The organism is Hyphomonas sp. NPDC076881, from assembly GCF_050269995.1.
Classification (GTDB): domain Bacteria; phylum Pseudomonadota; class Alphaproteobacteria; order Caulobacterales; family Hyphomonadaceae; genus Hyphomonas.
In genome coordinates this window covers 143,916-158,368 of the sequence record NZ_JBNNJJ010000001.1, presented here as the reverse complement: position 1 = coordinate 158,368, position 14,453 = coordinate 143,916, and the positions used below count along the sequence as shown (strand labels likewise).

Sequence of the window (14,453 nt, the reverse complement as noted above, 5' to 3'; positions counted from 1 at the left end):
TGCTACGGTGTCTCGATATGCAGCACCGGGACTTTTTACATTCTTCACGCTTTCGCTTTGGGGTTGACCTCGCGGAAAGAAGAGCGCCTCATGCAAGCATGTTAGTCAGCTTTTTATCCGGTTCGCCGGCGCTAGCCGTCAGCGCCATTAACAGATCTCTTGCGGAGGCAGTGAAACTCCCGCGCGGCGTGGGCGTGCCTTCGGACACCCCCGTAGGGATTGATGAAGATGCTCTCGTTATCCGCAAGGGAGCAGAAGGAACCGGGATGGAGCCCATGCGGTGGGGCTTTCCTCCGCGCAGCCTGACCAACCGGAATGGCTGGAACCCTCCGATCTCGCAGGTGCACGACCTGGAGGACCGGTGGTGGCGAGAGTTGAACCGGCCTTATTTGATTGAGGCGCGCCATCGCTGTCTGGTTCCGGTTTCTGCATTCGCCATCACGCAGGGCGGGCGCCAGAAGCGGTTTTTTTCGGAGCGTGGCCTGGGGTTTCTGGCGGCGTTCTGGCGTCCCTGGGATGGCGACACGCGGCTTGTATCCTCCCCCGGCGAGACGGAGCGGCGCAGAGTGTGCAGCCGGTTGAAGTTGTTCGCCATTCTCGCTGCCCAGCCAGTGGAGGGAGGGCGCCTTCGCTCAGACGCCTTACCCTCTGTTCTGACCCATCCGGCCGATATAGCTGAATGGATGGCAGGGGGCGAAGAAAGCCTGTTAAATAATCCGGACAGTGAAGGAAAAAATATCGTCAGGGCGGGGGACCTAGTTTAGCGACGCAGGCATACCTTTGCCGCCCGCAACTGTCCTTTGGTAGTAGTTCAGGATTTACCCGGCCCGGTCACGTACCTGCTCGGCGCCCATTGCGGCCGCACAATGAGCGCAGCAATAGATATTGCCATCCTCTTCGACCCCATGGCCGATGATACGGCAATCGCAGTGTGGGCATACCGGTGCCAGCTTCTGGATCGCGCATTCGAAACTGTCGAAAACATGAGTTTCGCCCTCTAACCTGATCTCGAAGCTCTTGTCATATTGGTTGCCGCATTGCTCGCATGGTCTCATGGGTATCACTCCTGTCTGCTCAAGGGCCAAGGGGAACTTTCGCCACCTGGTGTGAATTCCGGCCCCGGATGGATTTCTTTGTCCGCGAGGTTGTGTTCGTTTGTCTTTTTGTTTGCAGGCGTAACGTTTTGAGCGCGCCGTCGGCCATACCTTTGAATTTGGGATCATCTGCAAGCGGCGCCATGAGAAGTCTGCCGGGATGGTGGGCCGCCTTAAGCGAATGATAAAGCCCGCGAGTGGGTGAGGGCGGTGTAGTAGACATAAAGCCTCCCACCGAGCGGAACGCACTGCTCCGCAGGGGTCGATAAATCTGGATCAGGGTCCAGGAACACGAGATATTTCCCTGCGCCGTGTTCAGCCATTCTGACCGCTCACGATCAGGCCAGTCACCACCGCGAGTGTCAGAAGAAATGCCAGGACGACGATCTTTGCTGACCTCTCTCCGAGGTTTTCCTGGATCCAGTTCCGCTGGTTGCCGGGTAACGTGGCTTGAGCTGCGTCCGCATCCCTTCCAGTCAGCGCAGGTGTGGTTCCGGCAGCTTCATCATCTGTTCCGAGAGGTGCTGCGGCCGGATCAGGATAATTGACCTTTTCTCCGGTGTTTCCGGAGTCGATGGCATGCTTCAAGCGCGTTGCTGCCGACGTAGGGCTGGGAGGGGGCTGTGTGTCTGGCAATGCAGGTGCTCCTGTTGAATGTTTTGACCTACGCCTGCGGCCCCCCAGGGTTGCATTAAACATAGGCAACAGGAGACGGCGGGGTTCGCGGCATGGAACTCTTGGGCGTCACGCGCGTCGATGAATGACCTTGTCTTGTAGGACAGGAGGAAGATGCGCGCATGATATCTGGTAAAAAGCGGCGGCTATGGCGCATGTCATGGCCGGTTTTGTTGGCATTGTCCGGCGCCGGGCTGATAGGTTTGTCGACTCTGGTTCCTGATACGGCTCCACGCGCTGCCGATCTTCATCGCTGGGTAGAGTATGCGAGCCGTATACTGATGGTGTGTGCTGCGGGATGGGCGGTTGCCCTTCTGACAGATTGGAGACTTGCAGCAGCAATTGACCGCGCGGATATCAGTGTGGCCGACAATCTGTCCGCCCGAAAATTCCGCACACGTATGCTCGTCCTCAGGCGGGTCGCGGGCGTTCTCCTGGGGGTGATCACGCTTTCTGTGGCGCTGATGTCAATCCCGGTCGCTCGGGAAGTGGGGTTGTCCCTGTTTGCCTCCGCCGGGGTGGCGGGGATTGTCGTCGGGATTGCGGCTCAGCCCGTTCTCGCAAATCTTATTGCCGGGTTACAGATTGCCATCACCCAACCCATCCGCATTGATGATGCTGTGGTGGTGGAGGGCGAGTGGGGCTGGATTGAGGAAATTGGGTTGTTCCACGTCATCATCAGGCTCTGGGACGATCGCCGCCTAGTCACTCCTCTGACCTATTTCAATCAGAATCCCTTTCAGAACTGGACCAAGCAAAACGCTTCCATCATCGGGTCGATCTTCTGGTCTCTCGATTACAGAGCCCCTTTGGAAGAGATGCGGGCGCACCTGAAGCAGTGCTGTGAAGACCATCCGCTCTGGGACGGTAGAGTTTGTGTACTGCAGGTCACCGAAGCCCGGGAGGACCGGATTGAGCTGCGGGCGCTGGCGAGCGCCCGCTCGTCGCCCGACGCCTGGGATCTGCGCTGTGACCTTCGGGAAAAGATGATCGTATGGCTGCGGGCGCAGGCCCCCTATGCGTTGCCGGTTCAGCGGCTGGAAGCCCGTTTCCACACGGAACCGCAGGGAAGCTCCAATCGGGACGATCACGAGGAGATCCATGAGATGACCGAGACCACGGACCAGGGCGATGCCTCCCCGCGTTCAGCTAGCTGACCTGCCTGTAGGGCATACCGCTCACGCGCAGCGGCGATATTTTCTCCGGGGGAGCGGCAAAGATGCCGGAGTATATGATGGCTGATGAGTTGACAGAGCTGTTCGCAACCCGGACCCCAGCCTGGAGCATTCTCCTCAGGCTGGGATGTGCCTGTGTCCTCGGATTTCTCATAGGGATCGATCGCGAAATACGCGGGAGGCCGGCCGGCCTCCGGACGCATATGCTGGTTTCCCTGGCCGCCGCCACCTTCACCCTGACGGCGATAGAAATCACGGCTCTATTCGGGAAACTGGAAGGCGTCCAGATCGATCCGCTGCGGGTTGTGGAGGCCATCACTTCCGGTGTCGCTTTCCTTGCTGCGGGCATGATCATCCAGGCACGCGGGAAGGTGATTGGACTGACAACAGGGGCCGGTATGTGGCTTGCGGGCGCTATCGGCCTGGCCTGCGGCGCTGGCATGCTCACCCTCGCATTGGCGGCAACCTTCCTGGTACTGCTTATTCTCAGGCCGATGCGCCGCGTCGAACGGATGCTTGATCTGGCTGATAAAAATCAGTCTGGCCACCAAGACCAGAAACCATCCGTCCCGCCAGGCGTTGAAGAGGGAAAGGAGAGTATGTGATGAAAAAGACCCCACTCGACCGGTTGGCCATGCCGCGCACTTCTCTCAGCTTTGCGCTCCAGTCACTTGCTTCAGCCCAGCGGCGCTGGCGGCAAATGATCCCTGGATCTGAGCCGGTCGCGCCTCCTGGCGAAGAGGTCAGCCATTACAGCGGCCGCCAGGAAGACGCGGTTCCAGGGGGCGCACCGGAGAGCCCGATTGGAAAGATGCCGGACAAAAGTACTTCAAAAAAAAATGAAGACGTATCGGAGCCCCGTCCGAAAGATCGGCGTTAGGGCGGAGGCTCGATTTTAGCAGAGAGTTGGTTGTGCGCCGGCGTGGAACCGGTGAAAGACAGACGCATTGTGAGAGGCATTAATATGAAATCTGAAGCGCAATTATGATCTTGCAACTTTCTCGGTCGCTCCCCCAATGAAGGAATTTCTCGGATATGCCGCCATGCTGACAGGAACGGTCGCCGCGATCATGGTGTCTGCCAATGTTGGGCGGCGACTGACAGGTTATGGCTTCGTGATCTTCACTGTCTCTTCGATAACATGGATCACATATGCTTTTCAGGATGGCGAAACCCCGCTGATTCTTCAGAACGCAGTGCTGACATTCATCAATGTCGCTGGTATTTATCGGTGGCTCATTGCGAGGAAGAAACCCTCTCAATAGCCGCCCGGCGGATCGCTGGCCGGAAAGGATTCGTCCACCGCCTCATCAATTTCATCCCATTCGGCGGGCGGATCTTTCATGGTTTCGGGACCAGCATCCCGCACAGGCTGAAGTCCTTCGTTCTTGTTACCGGCCCCGCTTTTCTGCCAGAAGGCAGACAAAGTGGCGTGTAGACGCATGAACATGGCGTTATTCTCCAGAATCTGATTATCAGTAGTCTGCATGCCCCGGCAGAACATACCGGATCACCACGAACGCTATGATCAAACCAAGGCCGACCAGGAATGCCAGAAGCGTAAGCATCGGGGGTGGACGCACGGGTTCACGCTCTGTTGTCTCGGCCGGGCTTTCCCGCCGGTCTGGCGGGGAGGTGGAAGGAGAAGGCGGGCGCGGGTCTCTTCGGGGAGGTGTATCGGACATGGCGTGCTCCTGAGCTGCGTTCCTGGGAACGGCTGCGCCGCTGCTTTGTTGCGTTAAATATCTGTAGGAAGGCGGAATGGCTGGCCATTAGACCTATACTCCGTAGACTGTGAAGAACGCATCCTAAGAAAAGAAATCGTATTCCTGAGGGAACAAGGCGCTGATTTCATCGTTGGTTCGCGCGATCTGGTGACTGGATTTACCCACTGAGGGTCGTTCATCTTCGCCGGAAGGACCAGGAAGATGGCGCGGATACTGAAATGGGACATAACCTATGAGTATCGTGCGTGGCCGGCTCGGGATGACATTCTGCCTGCGGCCGTCCGGCGGGATTTTCAATCAAGGCAGATGGAAAACAGAACGGACGATTATCTGTTGCCGGTGGGAAGCTCTGCTCTGAGCTTTCTCCCAAAAATCCGGGCCGGGAAGAAATTCGAGATCAAGCAGAAGATCCGAACCGACGCCGCCGTGGAAATCTGGCGACGTATCCTCAACGAAAAGTTCCCGCTTGACCCGAATGTTCAGCCTGTTCTTGAAACAGTTTATCCGGGGGCCAATCCGGCGTCCGGACCGGTAGGGCGCGGCGCGGCGTTTGGAGACAATACCTTCCAGGTCAATGCGGCACGCGGCGCGGGCAACCTGGGCGCCGTCGCCCCGCAGGTCTTCGCTGAAGCGGATCGTGGCACCGTCAGACGGCAGGATCGCGCGAAGTTTTTTCTTTCGAATGTGAAGCGGCTTTTCCCTCAGGGAGTCGCCATCAAACTCGAGCAGGTCAAAAACGAAATAGGCCAGGCGGGCTGCGCCGCCGTTCGAGAGCTGTGGGAAATCGCTGCGCCCTGCATCGTTCAGGGCGACCAGTTCGCCATCCAGAACCGCGGAGGGAAGTCCGAGCGCGCTCAGGGCGCGGGCAACCGGCGGGTAGCGCTGGGTCCAGTTGTGGCCATTGCGGGTCATCAAGCGTACGGTTTTGCCTTTGATGAGCGCCAGGATCCGGTATCCGTCATGTTTGATTTCATGGATCCAGTCAGGACCGTCCGGGGGCGTATCGACAGCAACAGCCAGATGCGGCGGGATGAACTCTGGCAGCGCTAGGGATTTTCCCTGCGCAATTCCTTCAAGGTCGAGGCCGCTGACAACACTCTCTGACCAGATGGCCACCGGATCTTTGTCGGTGCTGGCTTCAGCATCATTTTCCTTGATCAACAGCCAGTTCTCACGGTCGGATCGGCGCTTGGGTTTCATCCGCACCAGAGCCCATCCGCCACGAAGGCGCTGGCCTCGAAGCAGAAATTTCAGGACACCCTTTTTTATGGCTTCATCGACATCGCCATCTGGGCTCCAGCTTCCTTCATCCCAGAGCAGAACGGTTCCCGCGCCGTACCCGGAAGGAATTACGCCTTCAAAAGTGCCGTAGGGCACCGGGTGGTCTTCGGTTCGCACCGCCAAGCGTTTCTGTGCAGGATCAAGGCTCGGCCCTCGGGTGACAGCCCAACTCAGGAGCACACCTTCATGCTCCAGCCTGAAGTCGAAATGCAGCCTCCGCGCCGCATGTTTCTGCACGACATATCGCCGGCCCGGAGCCGGTGGCCGCTCTGCGCCTGCAGGTTCGGGGGTCTCGGAAAAATTCCGCTTGCTGATATATTTTTCAAGAGATCGCTGCCCCGCCATATCAGGCTGCCTTTTTGCTCCGGCGCGGTTTTTTCTTGCCAGATTTCTGCTTTTCGGCGTCGAGACTGCGCCGCAGCGTTTCCATCAGGTCAACGATCTTGGCGCCGGAATCCCGATCATCATCGGATGGCGCAGATATGGTGCCCTTCGATTGCTTTTCCTTGATGAGTTCGAGCAGGGCGGTGCGGTATCCGGACTTGAAATCTTCCGGCCGGAATGGCTCTGATCGCCGCTCTATCAGTTCTCCTGCCAATGCTGCCATGTCCGGGTCTATCTTGATTTTTTCGATTACATCGAAAACGTCTTCGGACGCGCGCACTTCGTCAGCATAGCGCAGCGTCTCCCCCAAAAGACCGCGGCCACAGGGCCGTATGGCAATGATGTGATCACGGCCACGGACGGACAATTGTCCCAGCGCGGTTTTTCCTGTCTTGCGCAGAGCGTCTGCGATAACCGCATAGCCTTCCTGAGCGATCTCGTTACCGGCCGGCTCGATATAATAGGGCTTCTCAAAGTATCGGGGATCTATTTTTCCCTGATCGACAAACTGGATCAGGTTGATCGTCCGCCTGCTGGCCAGCTTTATCTGATCCAGCTCTTCATCGGAGAGGAGAACATATTCATTGTTGTCGATCTCATACCCCTTCACGATATCATCCGTGTCCACCGGCCCCACGCCTTCGGCCACTTTCTGGTACCGGATACGCTTTCCTGAAGGTTGGTGGATCATGTTCAGGCGGATGTGGTGGCCCGATGCTGTCGCGGAGTAGAGTTCAACAGCGATGTTAACGAGTGAAAGCTTGAGATAGCCCTTCCAATAAGGTCGTCTGGCTGCCATGGGAGTTCTGTCCTTCCGTCTTCCAAAAGCCAGTATCGAGCGGGAGGTTCCTTGATGACGAAAACTTCACTTCATGGCGCGCAACCCTCACGGGCCGCACGCATTGGCACCCTAGTTGGTTTCAGCACTGAAGGAGGTCCCGATGACACTGCAACATGAAAAGATGAAAGAAGGAAAGCTTCCCGGAAATGAGCATTCGCTGGATCCGAAGCCGGACTGGGAACCCCGGTATCACGGATCTGACCGCCTGCGGAACAAGGTGGCCCTGATAACGGGCGCCGACAGCGGAATTGGCCGGGCTGTGGCCGTACTCTTCGCGCGGGAGGGCGCAGATATTGCGGTCGCCTATCTTTGTGAGACAGAAGACGCGGAGAAGACAAAGCAGCTTGTTGAAGCAGAGGGGCGCCGCTGCCGGCTTTTCGAAGGGGATATGGGCGACCCGGAATTCTGCAAGGATATTGTGTCAGATGTGATTTCCGAGTTTGGGCAGCTCGATATTCTTGTGAACAATGCTGGCGAACAACATCCCGATACGGATATAACCGATATTTCGGATCACCAGTTGCACCGCACCTTTCAGACAAACATCTATTCCATGTTTTATCTGACGCGCGCGGCACGGCCGCATCTGGGAGAAGGAGCGTGCATCATCAATTGCACTTCCGTTACCGGCTATGCAGGCAGCAGCGATCTCCTGGATTACTCCGCCACCAAGGGCGCTATCACGGCATTTACCCGCTCCTTGTCTGAGAGCCTTGTGGGCGACGGTATTCGGGTAAATGCGGTTGCGCCGGGCCCGATCTGGACCCCGCTCAATCCCTGCGGAGGAGCTTTGCCTGAAAAGCTCAAGGATTTCGGGGAGAGTACGCCTATGGGCCGCCCCGGCCAGCCCAACGAGGTGGCGCCCTGCTTCCTGTTCCTGGCCTGCAGCGATTCAAGCTATATGAGTGGCCAGGTCCTTCACCCCAATGGGGGCATCATCGTCGCGTCGTAACAGCTGGCCGGGAGCAGTGGGGGGACTCCATGGCCGCGGCTGGGCCTCAGTTCCGGTGTGCGCTCAGCGCTTGCCTGGAAAGGCGGCGAGGGGACTGTTCACCGGTCCGGGGCCAGCTTGGCCAAGTGAAGCCAGGTTGCTGATCCGGATAGCTGCAGCTGCCTCCAGCGCGCGGAGATAGCTGTCTGCCCACCAGTCTCCGTTGCTCTGACGGAGGATACCATACATCTCCTCATGCCGTTGCCGCCGTTCCTCGACGGGCATTCTGGCGGCCTTTCGGATACCGTCTGCCACCGATGCCGGATCGTGAGGATTGATCAACACCGCGCCGCTCTCTAACTGCTCTGCGGCTCCTGCGAACTTCGACAATAGGAGCACGCCGGGATCCTCTGGGTCCTGGGCAGCGACAAATTCCTTGGCCACCAGGTTCATCCCGTCATTGAGCGGAGTAATCAGGGCGATGTCCGCCCGCCGGAGAAGTCCGGATATCGCCGAGCGGGCCACCGCCCGGTGGATATATTGAACCGGCACATAGCCGATATCCGAAAACTCTCCATTTACCTCGCCAGAAAGTTGCTCGAGCTCTCGGCGCACATCCATATAGGCGCCGACATCTTCCCGTGTTGGCGGAGCGATCTGGACAAATGCTATCCGATCCTCTTCCGCCGGGTGCTCCCGAAGATAGGTCTGAAACCCGCGAAGACGGTTAGGTATGCCTTTGGTGTAGTCAAGCCGGTCCACACCGATCATCAGCCGATGCGGAGACAGCGGAGGGGTTTGCGTGCGAATGGCATCCTCTGCCATGTCGCGGAAGCTTTCTGCATCAATACCTATTGGAAAGCTTCCGACACGGATGATCTCATCCTGCCACCTTATACAGCGCCCGGAGATCAGCTGCGCCGCGCCAGCGCTGCGGAAAGCGTCCAGGAAACGGGCAACGTCGCGCAAGGTCTGCAGGCCGACCAAATCATAAGCCGCAAACCACCGGAGAAATGAATCGCTATGGGAAAGAGCCTGAACGTTCCCCGCGTCCGGAAAGGGCGTATGGAGGAAAAATCCGATGGGGTTGGTAACGCCGAGTTCGCGGAAGGCCGCAGCAAGAGGTATCAAATGATAGTCGTGAATCCATAGAATATCAGTATCCCGCAAATGTGGGCGGGCGAGTCTGGCCAGCCTTCTGTTGACGGCTTCATAGGCTGCCCGCTGACCGGAGGTGACATCGAGAAGGTCAACGCGGCCGTGCAGCATGGGCCATAGGACTGAATTTGCGTAACCGAGATAATAATCCTCATGTTCGGCCCGGCTGAGGGGCATCGTCAATCTGTCGAACGTCTCTCCGGGTCTCGGAATCAGCGTATCGGGGGGCTCTTCATCTCCCGGCTCCGTGCCGATCCATAGCCCACCGCGATTATCCATGGTGGATTGGAGAGCGACGACAAGGCCCCCGCTCGGAGGACCATCTGCCGGAACGCGGTTCGAAAATATTACAAGTCGGGACATGTGGTTCTCCAACGGACCAGCCTGTCAGATCCGTTATTTTTACGGATGAGGACTGGCGGGGTTGCGTGATCGCATGTTTAATTTTTGGAAAATATTTCAGTGTGCTGAAAAATGAAGCACATTCTCGAAAGAATGGGCTTTAGCATGGCAGCGAACGTTGGCGCGCTCCTGAGGCTGCATTGTGATTTTCTTTTGGAACTTCTGGGCGCGTGAAACGCTTTATTTCCCTTTAACAAAGCGCTTATGTGAAACCGTCCCTATGACCTACCCGCCCCATTCGCCCGCCGCGTTGTAATGGGTGGGCGGCTAGAAGTAGACGTGCTCAGGAATTGACAGGAACGAATGCCCTTTCCACGCTTATCGCCCGACATGGCGCTTTTTCTGGATTTTGATGGCACACTAGCCCCCATTCGTGCGGAGCCAGATTGCGTTTATCTACCGGCGGAGGGAGCCGAGATCCTTCTGGCGGTTTCTGCCCGGCTGGATGGACGGCTTGTCATTCTCAGCGGAAGGGATGTGCGCGATCTGACGCGCCGTATTCCTCAGGAGCTTTGGAGAGCGGGTGGGCATGGCGCGCAGATATGCGCGCCGGGCACTACCCCGTCCGATGGTCTTAAGGCGGCGCCTCCAGAACTGGTGCAGCGGCTTCAGAAAATCGCCACTCCATACCCGGGCGTGGTTGTGGAGAGAAAAGGCGAAGTTCTGGCCCTGCATTATCGAGGCGCGGCCGAAGCCGGCCCGCAACTGGAGGCACAGATGTCGGCCGTTGTTGCCGGTTTCAGGGGATACTCCCTGCAAACCGGGAAGATGGTCATCGAAGCGCGCCCGGACCATGCCGACAAGGGCAAATCTGTCACTGCCTTCATGCGGCGCAAGGAGTTTTCAGGGCGAGCACCCCTCATGATCGGCGACGATGCCACTGACGAAGCGGCGATGCAGGCCTGCCTTCAAGCGGGCGGGGCGGCGATCAAGGTGGGCGCAGGCGCTTCGGTTGCGCCCTTCCGGCTCGATGGCCCGGAAGACGTTTGGAATTGGCTCCGGGAGGGACTGAATTGAACAATCTCGAACTGGGAATCATCGGCAACGGCACAATTGCCGCCCTGATCAATGCCGCGGGCGAAATAGGGTGGTTTTGTCTTCCCCGGCTGGATGGCGAGCCCGTCTTCAACAGCCTTCTGGGCGGGCGCGGCCGGTTTTTAGTCGATCTGGCAGGAAAAAAATCGTGCCGGCAGACCTACCAGCGAAACACCGCGATCCTGGAAACGATCATCGAGGCGGAAGATGGATCGGCCATAAAGATAACCGACTTTGCGCCAAGGTTTACCGACCGGAGCCGGATGTTCCGGCCAGCTTCAATTGTGCGCCGCATCGAGCCTTTGCGCGGTCAGCCGCGCATCTGTATAAGGATCGACGCAGAGACGGGGCGCGGCAAATCTCCGATGCCGACGCGCCGCGGCGTGTCCCACATTTCATTCCTGGACGACGCAGCCGCATTCCGCATTACGACCGACGCGCCGCTTGCCTATGTCGCTCAGCAGACGGAGTTTGTACTGGATCGTACGGTCAGCCTCGTCCTCGGGCCGGACGATCCGGTATCTGAATCGCCGGGAAATCTTGCGCTCGACTGGCTCGCCCGGACAAGGGAACAATGGCAAGACTGGTCACGCCGTCTCGCCACGCCGCCCAAATGGCAGGCGGCGGTAATCAGAGCGGCCATAACCTTGAAACTCTGCGTCTATGAGGAAACCGGGGGCATCGTCGCGGCTCTGACGACGAGTATCCCGGAACATGCGGGATCATCAAGGAACTGGGATTACCGGTATTGCTGGCTGAGGGATGCCTATTTCACCGTCACTGCGCTCAACCGCCTGTCGGCGATGGGCACGCTTGAGCGCTACCTTGCCTATATGAGGAACATCGTTGCCCGGACGCGCGGGGGACATATCCAGCCCGTATATGGCATTGCACTCGAAGAAGCATTGACGGAGGAAATTCCCGGCCATCTGCCAGGTTATCGCGGTATGGGCCCGGTGCGGTTTGGAAACCAGGCGGCAGAGCATATTCAACATGACGTCTACGGACATGTAATTCTGGGCGCGGCGCAGGCCTTCCTCGACGAGCGCCTCCTGACAAAGGCGGGGTTGATAGAGTTCGAGCATTTTGAAGCCGTGGGGCAGCGCGCATATGAAGTCTATAACACGCCAGACGCCGGTATCTGGGAATATAGGGGGCGTGAGGCGGTCCACACTTCTTCTGCAATAATGTGCTGGGCAGCCTGTGACAGGCTGGCCCGTATTGCTCGGGCGCTCGGCCTGATGGATCGCAGTGCATACTGGAAGGACCGCGCAAACGAAATACATGCGGCCGTCATGCAGCAAGCCTGGAATGAGCGGCGCCAGGCATTCACCGGCGCATTCGGGGGAGAGGCGCTGGATGCTTCGGTCCTGCTCATGGCCGAGATCGGATTTCTGCCGCCCATGGATCCGAAGTTCCGGGCTACGGTTGCCAGGATCGATGAGGAACTTCGCGTCGGAACACATGTCTTCCGATACAGGGTTGCCGACGATTTCGGTCTTCCGCAGACGGCGTTCACCGCATGCACCTTCTGGCATATCGACGCGCTGGCCAGAAGCGGGGAACTTGAGAAGGCGCAGGAAATATTTGAGGCGGTTCTTGCCCACCGCACGCAGTTGGGGCTCCTGTCAGAGGATGTAGATCCTTTGACAGGAGAGCTGTGGGGGAACTTTCCTCAGACCTATTCCATGGTCGGGATCATCAACGCCGCCGCCCGGCTCAGTCCTGAATGGGATGATGTGATCTGAGCGGTTTGCACCGCTGGCCGAGTGCTGAGTTGGAGTGGGAGCGAGAAGGGCAAGCCCGGTCTGAGAGCTGTCATGCTTTCAGATATTTCGCCTGCATCCGGAACCTAAGCGCGATTGGGCCGTTAAGATCGAAGCATGAGACGCAGGCACTCCTCGCGGAGTAACCTGATCTGCACGTCTCGGCCAATGTCCGGCGGCAAGAGGGGACTTTGTGATGAGCTTGGTTCAATCGGTAAGGACACAGGCATCTATCAAAGACACATTACATGGTCATTGGAATGGATGAGTTCATTCCATATTGCGGCCCGCCGCCGGGCGCGAACACGCTGCTGGCCAACTGGAATCTTGATCCGCTCGCGGTAGGTCTCGTAGTGCTGGTTATGGCCGGGGGGCTCTATGCCCGTGGCTCCCTCCGCATAACCGGTCACCAGCCGGCCTATGCGGCAATCGCTTCGCTTGGTCTGGCGATCGCGTTCATTTCCCCCCTTTGCGCGCTCACTGTGGCTCTTTTTTCCGCGCGCAGCCTGCATCATCTTGTGTTGCTTTGTATCGTTGCCCCAGCGCTCGCTCTGGCCTTCCGGCAGGTTCGCTTTCCCGATGGCGCCGGCGTTGCCGCTTTTGCAGCGGTGTCACTCATTCTCTGGAGTTGGCACGTCCCAGCGATCTATTCAGCCGCCTGGAACAGCCACTTCATCTACTGGATCATGCAGTTTCTCCTGATCGCCAGTGGCTTTGCATTCTGGGCGTCGATTTTCAGGTCGGAAGGCAGCGCCGGCCAGGTTCGCGCGGCGCTTCTGCTCGCCGCGTTGGCCGGTCAGATGGGCCTGATTGGCGCGATCCTAACCTTCTCCGGAAATATTCTTTACTCTGAGCATATGCTTCTGACCGATGCATTTGGTCTCTCCGCCCTCGGGGATCAGCAACTCGCCGGACTGGTTATGTGGGTGCCAGGGATGATCCCGCTGGCGTGGATCGCCGCCCTGATACTGCGCCGGGGCTGGCGGGAGGTCTCGGCCGCATGATTGCGCTCTTGAAAGCCGGGCATATCGCCTCCTTATCGGTCTGGTGCGCGGGTCTTCTGGCTTTGCCGATTATCCTCCAGATCTACGGTCGCCGCCGGGAAATCAGCACCCAGGCCGGATTTACGGAGTTCCGTATCCTGCTGCACGCTGGTTACACGCGCGTGGCAACCCCCGCAGCGGTTCTTACCATCACCTTCGGCACGGTTCTGATCGTTTTGTTGGAACTGCGTGATGCCTGGCTGATGGCAAAGCTCGTTGTCGTCGCGCTCATGGTTCTGCTGCATGTGTGGCTTGGGCACCTGATCCTCAAAACCGCCGAGGGCAGGGGCAGCTACAAGATGCCCTCGCCGGTGCTGGCCGTGCCGCTCGGACTGGTGCTCATCGCGGGCGTTCTGCTGCTGGTGCTTGCCAAGCCCAACCTGACACCCCTGCTTCATCAGTTGCCGGAGTTTCTGCAGAATCCTCAGGATCGCGAATTGCCCCCTGGCCTTGTTCCAATATGATAGTCGAAGACGAGTTTGCCGCCATGCCACCCCGTCACCGCTGTCATTCCCGCAGCTACAATGGATACCAGAAGCCCGGCTGGCAGCACCGCGCTTTCGGGCGCGCCAATGCGGATGATCCAATTGGCGCTGAGAATGGCGAGCAGCATCACTGCCAGAATGAAATGGCTCCAGCTTGCGGTGCGATTGCGGATGCCGCGCACCATCAGCAACTCAGCCGTGCCGGTTATACCCGCCGCCACACCCATGAAGAACGCGCCGAACGCGGCATATCCTGCGGCCCGGGCCCAGAAATCGTCGCCCGTCCAGAGGAACAGAATGTCGGCCGCAAGAACACACATTGTCAGGGCAATCGGAAAGGCCACCAGCATGGCGTGCAAGGGGTGGCCCGAAACGGCAATGCGCGTTTCTGTCTCGTGCAGTCCGCGATGCTCCTCGATTGGATCGCTAAGCCTGTTTTCAAGATCGTCCATGGCG

The 14,453-nt window shown here is 58.4% G+C and carries 18 protein-coding genes; 10 read left to right on the top strand and 8 right to left on the bottom strand.

The window, feature by feature from the left end:
- Positions 1–98 precede the first annotated feature (98 nt).
- Positions 99–764 (top strand): hypothetical protein, encoded by a 666-nt coding sequence (locus ACQKI2_RS00735; protein WP_427377830.1) that lies wholly within the window; start codon positions 99–101, stop codon positions 762–764.
- Positions 765–818: 54 nt separating this feature from the next.
- On the opposite strand, the gene ACQKI2_RS00730 is transcribed toward ACQKI2_RS00735, so the two are convergent.
- Together ACQKI2_RS00730 and ACQKI2_RS00725 are read right to left on the bottom strand one after the other, a co-directional pair.
- Positions 819–1,055 carry a hypothetical protein gene (locus ACQKI2_RS00730; RefSeq protein ID WP_427377829.1) on the bottom strand — a complete coding sequence of 79 codons (237 nt, stop codon included), beginning with the start codon at positions 1,053–1,055 and terminating at the stop codon, positions 819–821.
- A 354-nt stretch (positions 1,056–1,409) separates the two neighbouring features.
- On the bottom strand, positions 1,410–1,682 hold the full coding sequence (locus tag ACQKI2_RS00725; protein ID WP_427377828.1) for a hypothetical protein: 273 nt from the start codon (positions 1,680–1,682) through the stop codon (positions 1,410–1,412).
- A gap of 209 nt (positions 1,683–1,891) precedes the next feature.
- On the opposite strand from ACQKI2_RS00725, the gene ACQKI2_RS00720 reads away from it, so the two are divergent.
- From ACQKI2_RS00720 to ACQKI2_RS00705, 4 genes are all read left to right on the top strand, one after another.
- The gene (locus tag ACQKI2_RS00720) at positions 1,892–2,926 is read left to right on the top strand and encodes a mechanosensitive ion channel family protein (protein ID WP_427377827.1); all 1,035 of its coding nucleotides are present in this window, start codon (positions 1,892–1,894) and stop codon (positions 2,924–2,926) included.
- Between the two features lie 62 nt (positions 2,927–2,988).
- Positions 2,989–3,549: an MgtC/SapB family protein gene (locus ACQKI2_RS00715; RefSeq protein ID WP_427377826.1), complete on the top strand. Its 561-nt coding sequence runs from the start codon at positions 2,989–2,991 to the stop codon at positions 3,547–3,549.
- Positions 3,549–3,824, top strand: coding sequence for a hypothetical protein (locus tag ACQKI2_RS00710; RefSeq protein WP_427377825.1), 276 nt, complete (start codon positions 3,549–3,551; stop codon positions 3,822–3,824). Before ACQKI2_RS00715 ends, ACQKI2_RS00710 begins: the two co-directional genes overlap by 1 nt.
- 136 nt (positions 3,825–3,960) lie before the next feature.
- Positions 3,961–4,209, top strand: a complete 249-nt coding sequence (locus tag ACQKI2_RS00705; RefSeq protein ID WP_427377824.1) for a hypothetical protein — start codon at positions 3,961–3,963, stop codon at positions 4,207–4,209.
- Here ACQKI2_RS00705 and ACQKI2_RS00700 read toward each other — a convergent pair.
- From ACQKI2_RS00700 to ACQKI2_RS00685, 4 genes are all read right to left on the bottom strand, one after another.
- Positions 4,203–4,394: a hypothetical protein gene (locus ACQKI2_RS00700; RefSeq protein WP_427377823.1), complete on the bottom strand. Its 192-nt coding sequence runs from the start codon at positions 4,392–4,394 to the stop codon at positions 4,203–4,205. The two genes, ACQKI2_RS00705 and ACQKI2_RS00700, sit on opposite strands and share 7 nt — an antisense overlap.
- A 25-nt stretch (positions 4,395–4,419) precedes the next feature.
- On the bottom strand, positions 4,420–4,629 hold the full coding sequence (locus tag ACQKI2_RS00695; RefSeq protein WP_427377822.1) for a hypothetical protein: 210 nt from the start codon (positions 4,627–4,629) through the stop codon (positions 4,420–4,422).
- A 339-nt stretch (positions 4,630–4,968) separates the two neighbouring features.
- The gene (locus ACQKI2_RS00690) at positions 4,969–6,297 is read right to left on the bottom strand and encodes a DNA polymerase ligase N-terminal domain-containing protein (protein ID WP_427377821.1); all 1,329 of its coding nucleotides are present in this window, start codon (positions 6,295–6,297) and stop codon (positions 4,969–4,971) included.
- Position 6,298: 1 nt separating this feature from the next.
- Positions 6,299–7,135, bottom strand: coding sequence for a Ku protein (locus tag ACQKI2_RS00685; RefSeq protein WP_427377820.1), 837 nt, complete (start codon positions 7,133–7,135; stop codon positions 6,299–6,301).
- A gap of 142 nt (positions 7,136–7,277) precedes the next feature.
- Between ACQKI2_RS00685 and ACQKI2_RS00680 the strand changes: the two genes are divergently transcribed.
- Positions 7,278–8,129 carry an SDR family oxidoreductase gene (locus ACQKI2_RS00680; RefSeq protein WP_427377819.1) on the top strand — a complete coding sequence of 284 codons (852 nt, stop codon included), beginning with the start codon at positions 7,278–7,280 and terminating at the stop codon, positions 8,127–8,129.
- Between the two features lie 63 nt (positions 8,130–8,192).
- Here the strand turns inward: ACQKI2_RS00680 and ACQKI2_RS00675 are convergent, their stop codons facing one another.
- On the bottom strand, positions 8,193–9,629 hold the full coding sequence (locus tag ACQKI2_RS00675; protein WP_427377818.1) for an alpha,alpha-trehalose-phosphate synthase (UDP-forming): 1,437 nt from the start codon (positions 9,627–9,629) through the stop codon (positions 8,193–8,195).
- A gap of 369 nt (positions 9,630–9,998) precedes the next feature.
- Between ACQKI2_RS00675 and otsB the strand changes: the two genes are divergently transcribed.
- From otsB to ACQKI2_RS00655, 4 genes are all read left to right on the top strand, one after another.
- Positions 9,999–10,685, top strand: coding sequence for a trehalose-phosphatase (otsB, locus tag ACQKI2_RS00670; RefSeq protein WP_427377817.1), 687 nt, complete (start codon positions 9,999–10,001; stop codon positions 10,683–10,685).
- Positions 10,682–12,451: a glycoside hydrolase family 15 protein gene (locus ACQKI2_RS00665; RefSeq protein WP_427377816.1), complete on the top strand. Its 1,770-nt coding sequence runs from the start codon at positions 10,682–10,684 to the stop codon at positions 12,449–12,451. Before otsB ends, ACQKI2_RS00665 begins: the two co-directional genes overlap by 4 nt.
- A gap of 266 nt (positions 12,452–12,717) precedes the next feature.
- The gene (locus ACQKI2_RS00660; protein ID WP_427377815.1) at positions 12,718–13,473 is read left to right on the top strand and encodes a cytochrome c oxidase assembly protein; all 756 of its coding nucleotides are present in this window, start codon (positions 12,718–12,720) and stop codon (positions 13,471–13,473) included.
- Positions 13,470–13,976, top strand: a complete 507-nt coding sequence (locus tag ACQKI2_RS00655) for a CopD family protein (protein ID WP_427377814.1) — start codon at positions 13,470–13,472, stop codon at positions 13,974–13,976. Before ACQKI2_RS00660 ends, ACQKI2_RS00655 begins: the two co-directional genes overlap by 4 nt.
- Here the strand turns inward: ACQKI2_RS00655 and ACQKI2_RS00650 are convergent.
- The gene (locus ACQKI2_RS00650) at positions 13,937–14,449 is read right to left on the bottom strand and encodes a DUF2231 domain-containing protein (RefSeq protein ID WP_427377813.1); all 513 of its coding nucleotides are present in this window, start codon (positions 14,447–14,449) and stop codon (positions 13,937–13,939) included. The genes ACQKI2_RS00655 and ACQKI2_RS00650 overlap by 40 nt on opposite strands.
- Between the last annotated feature and the right edge of the window lie 4 nt (positions 14,450–14,453).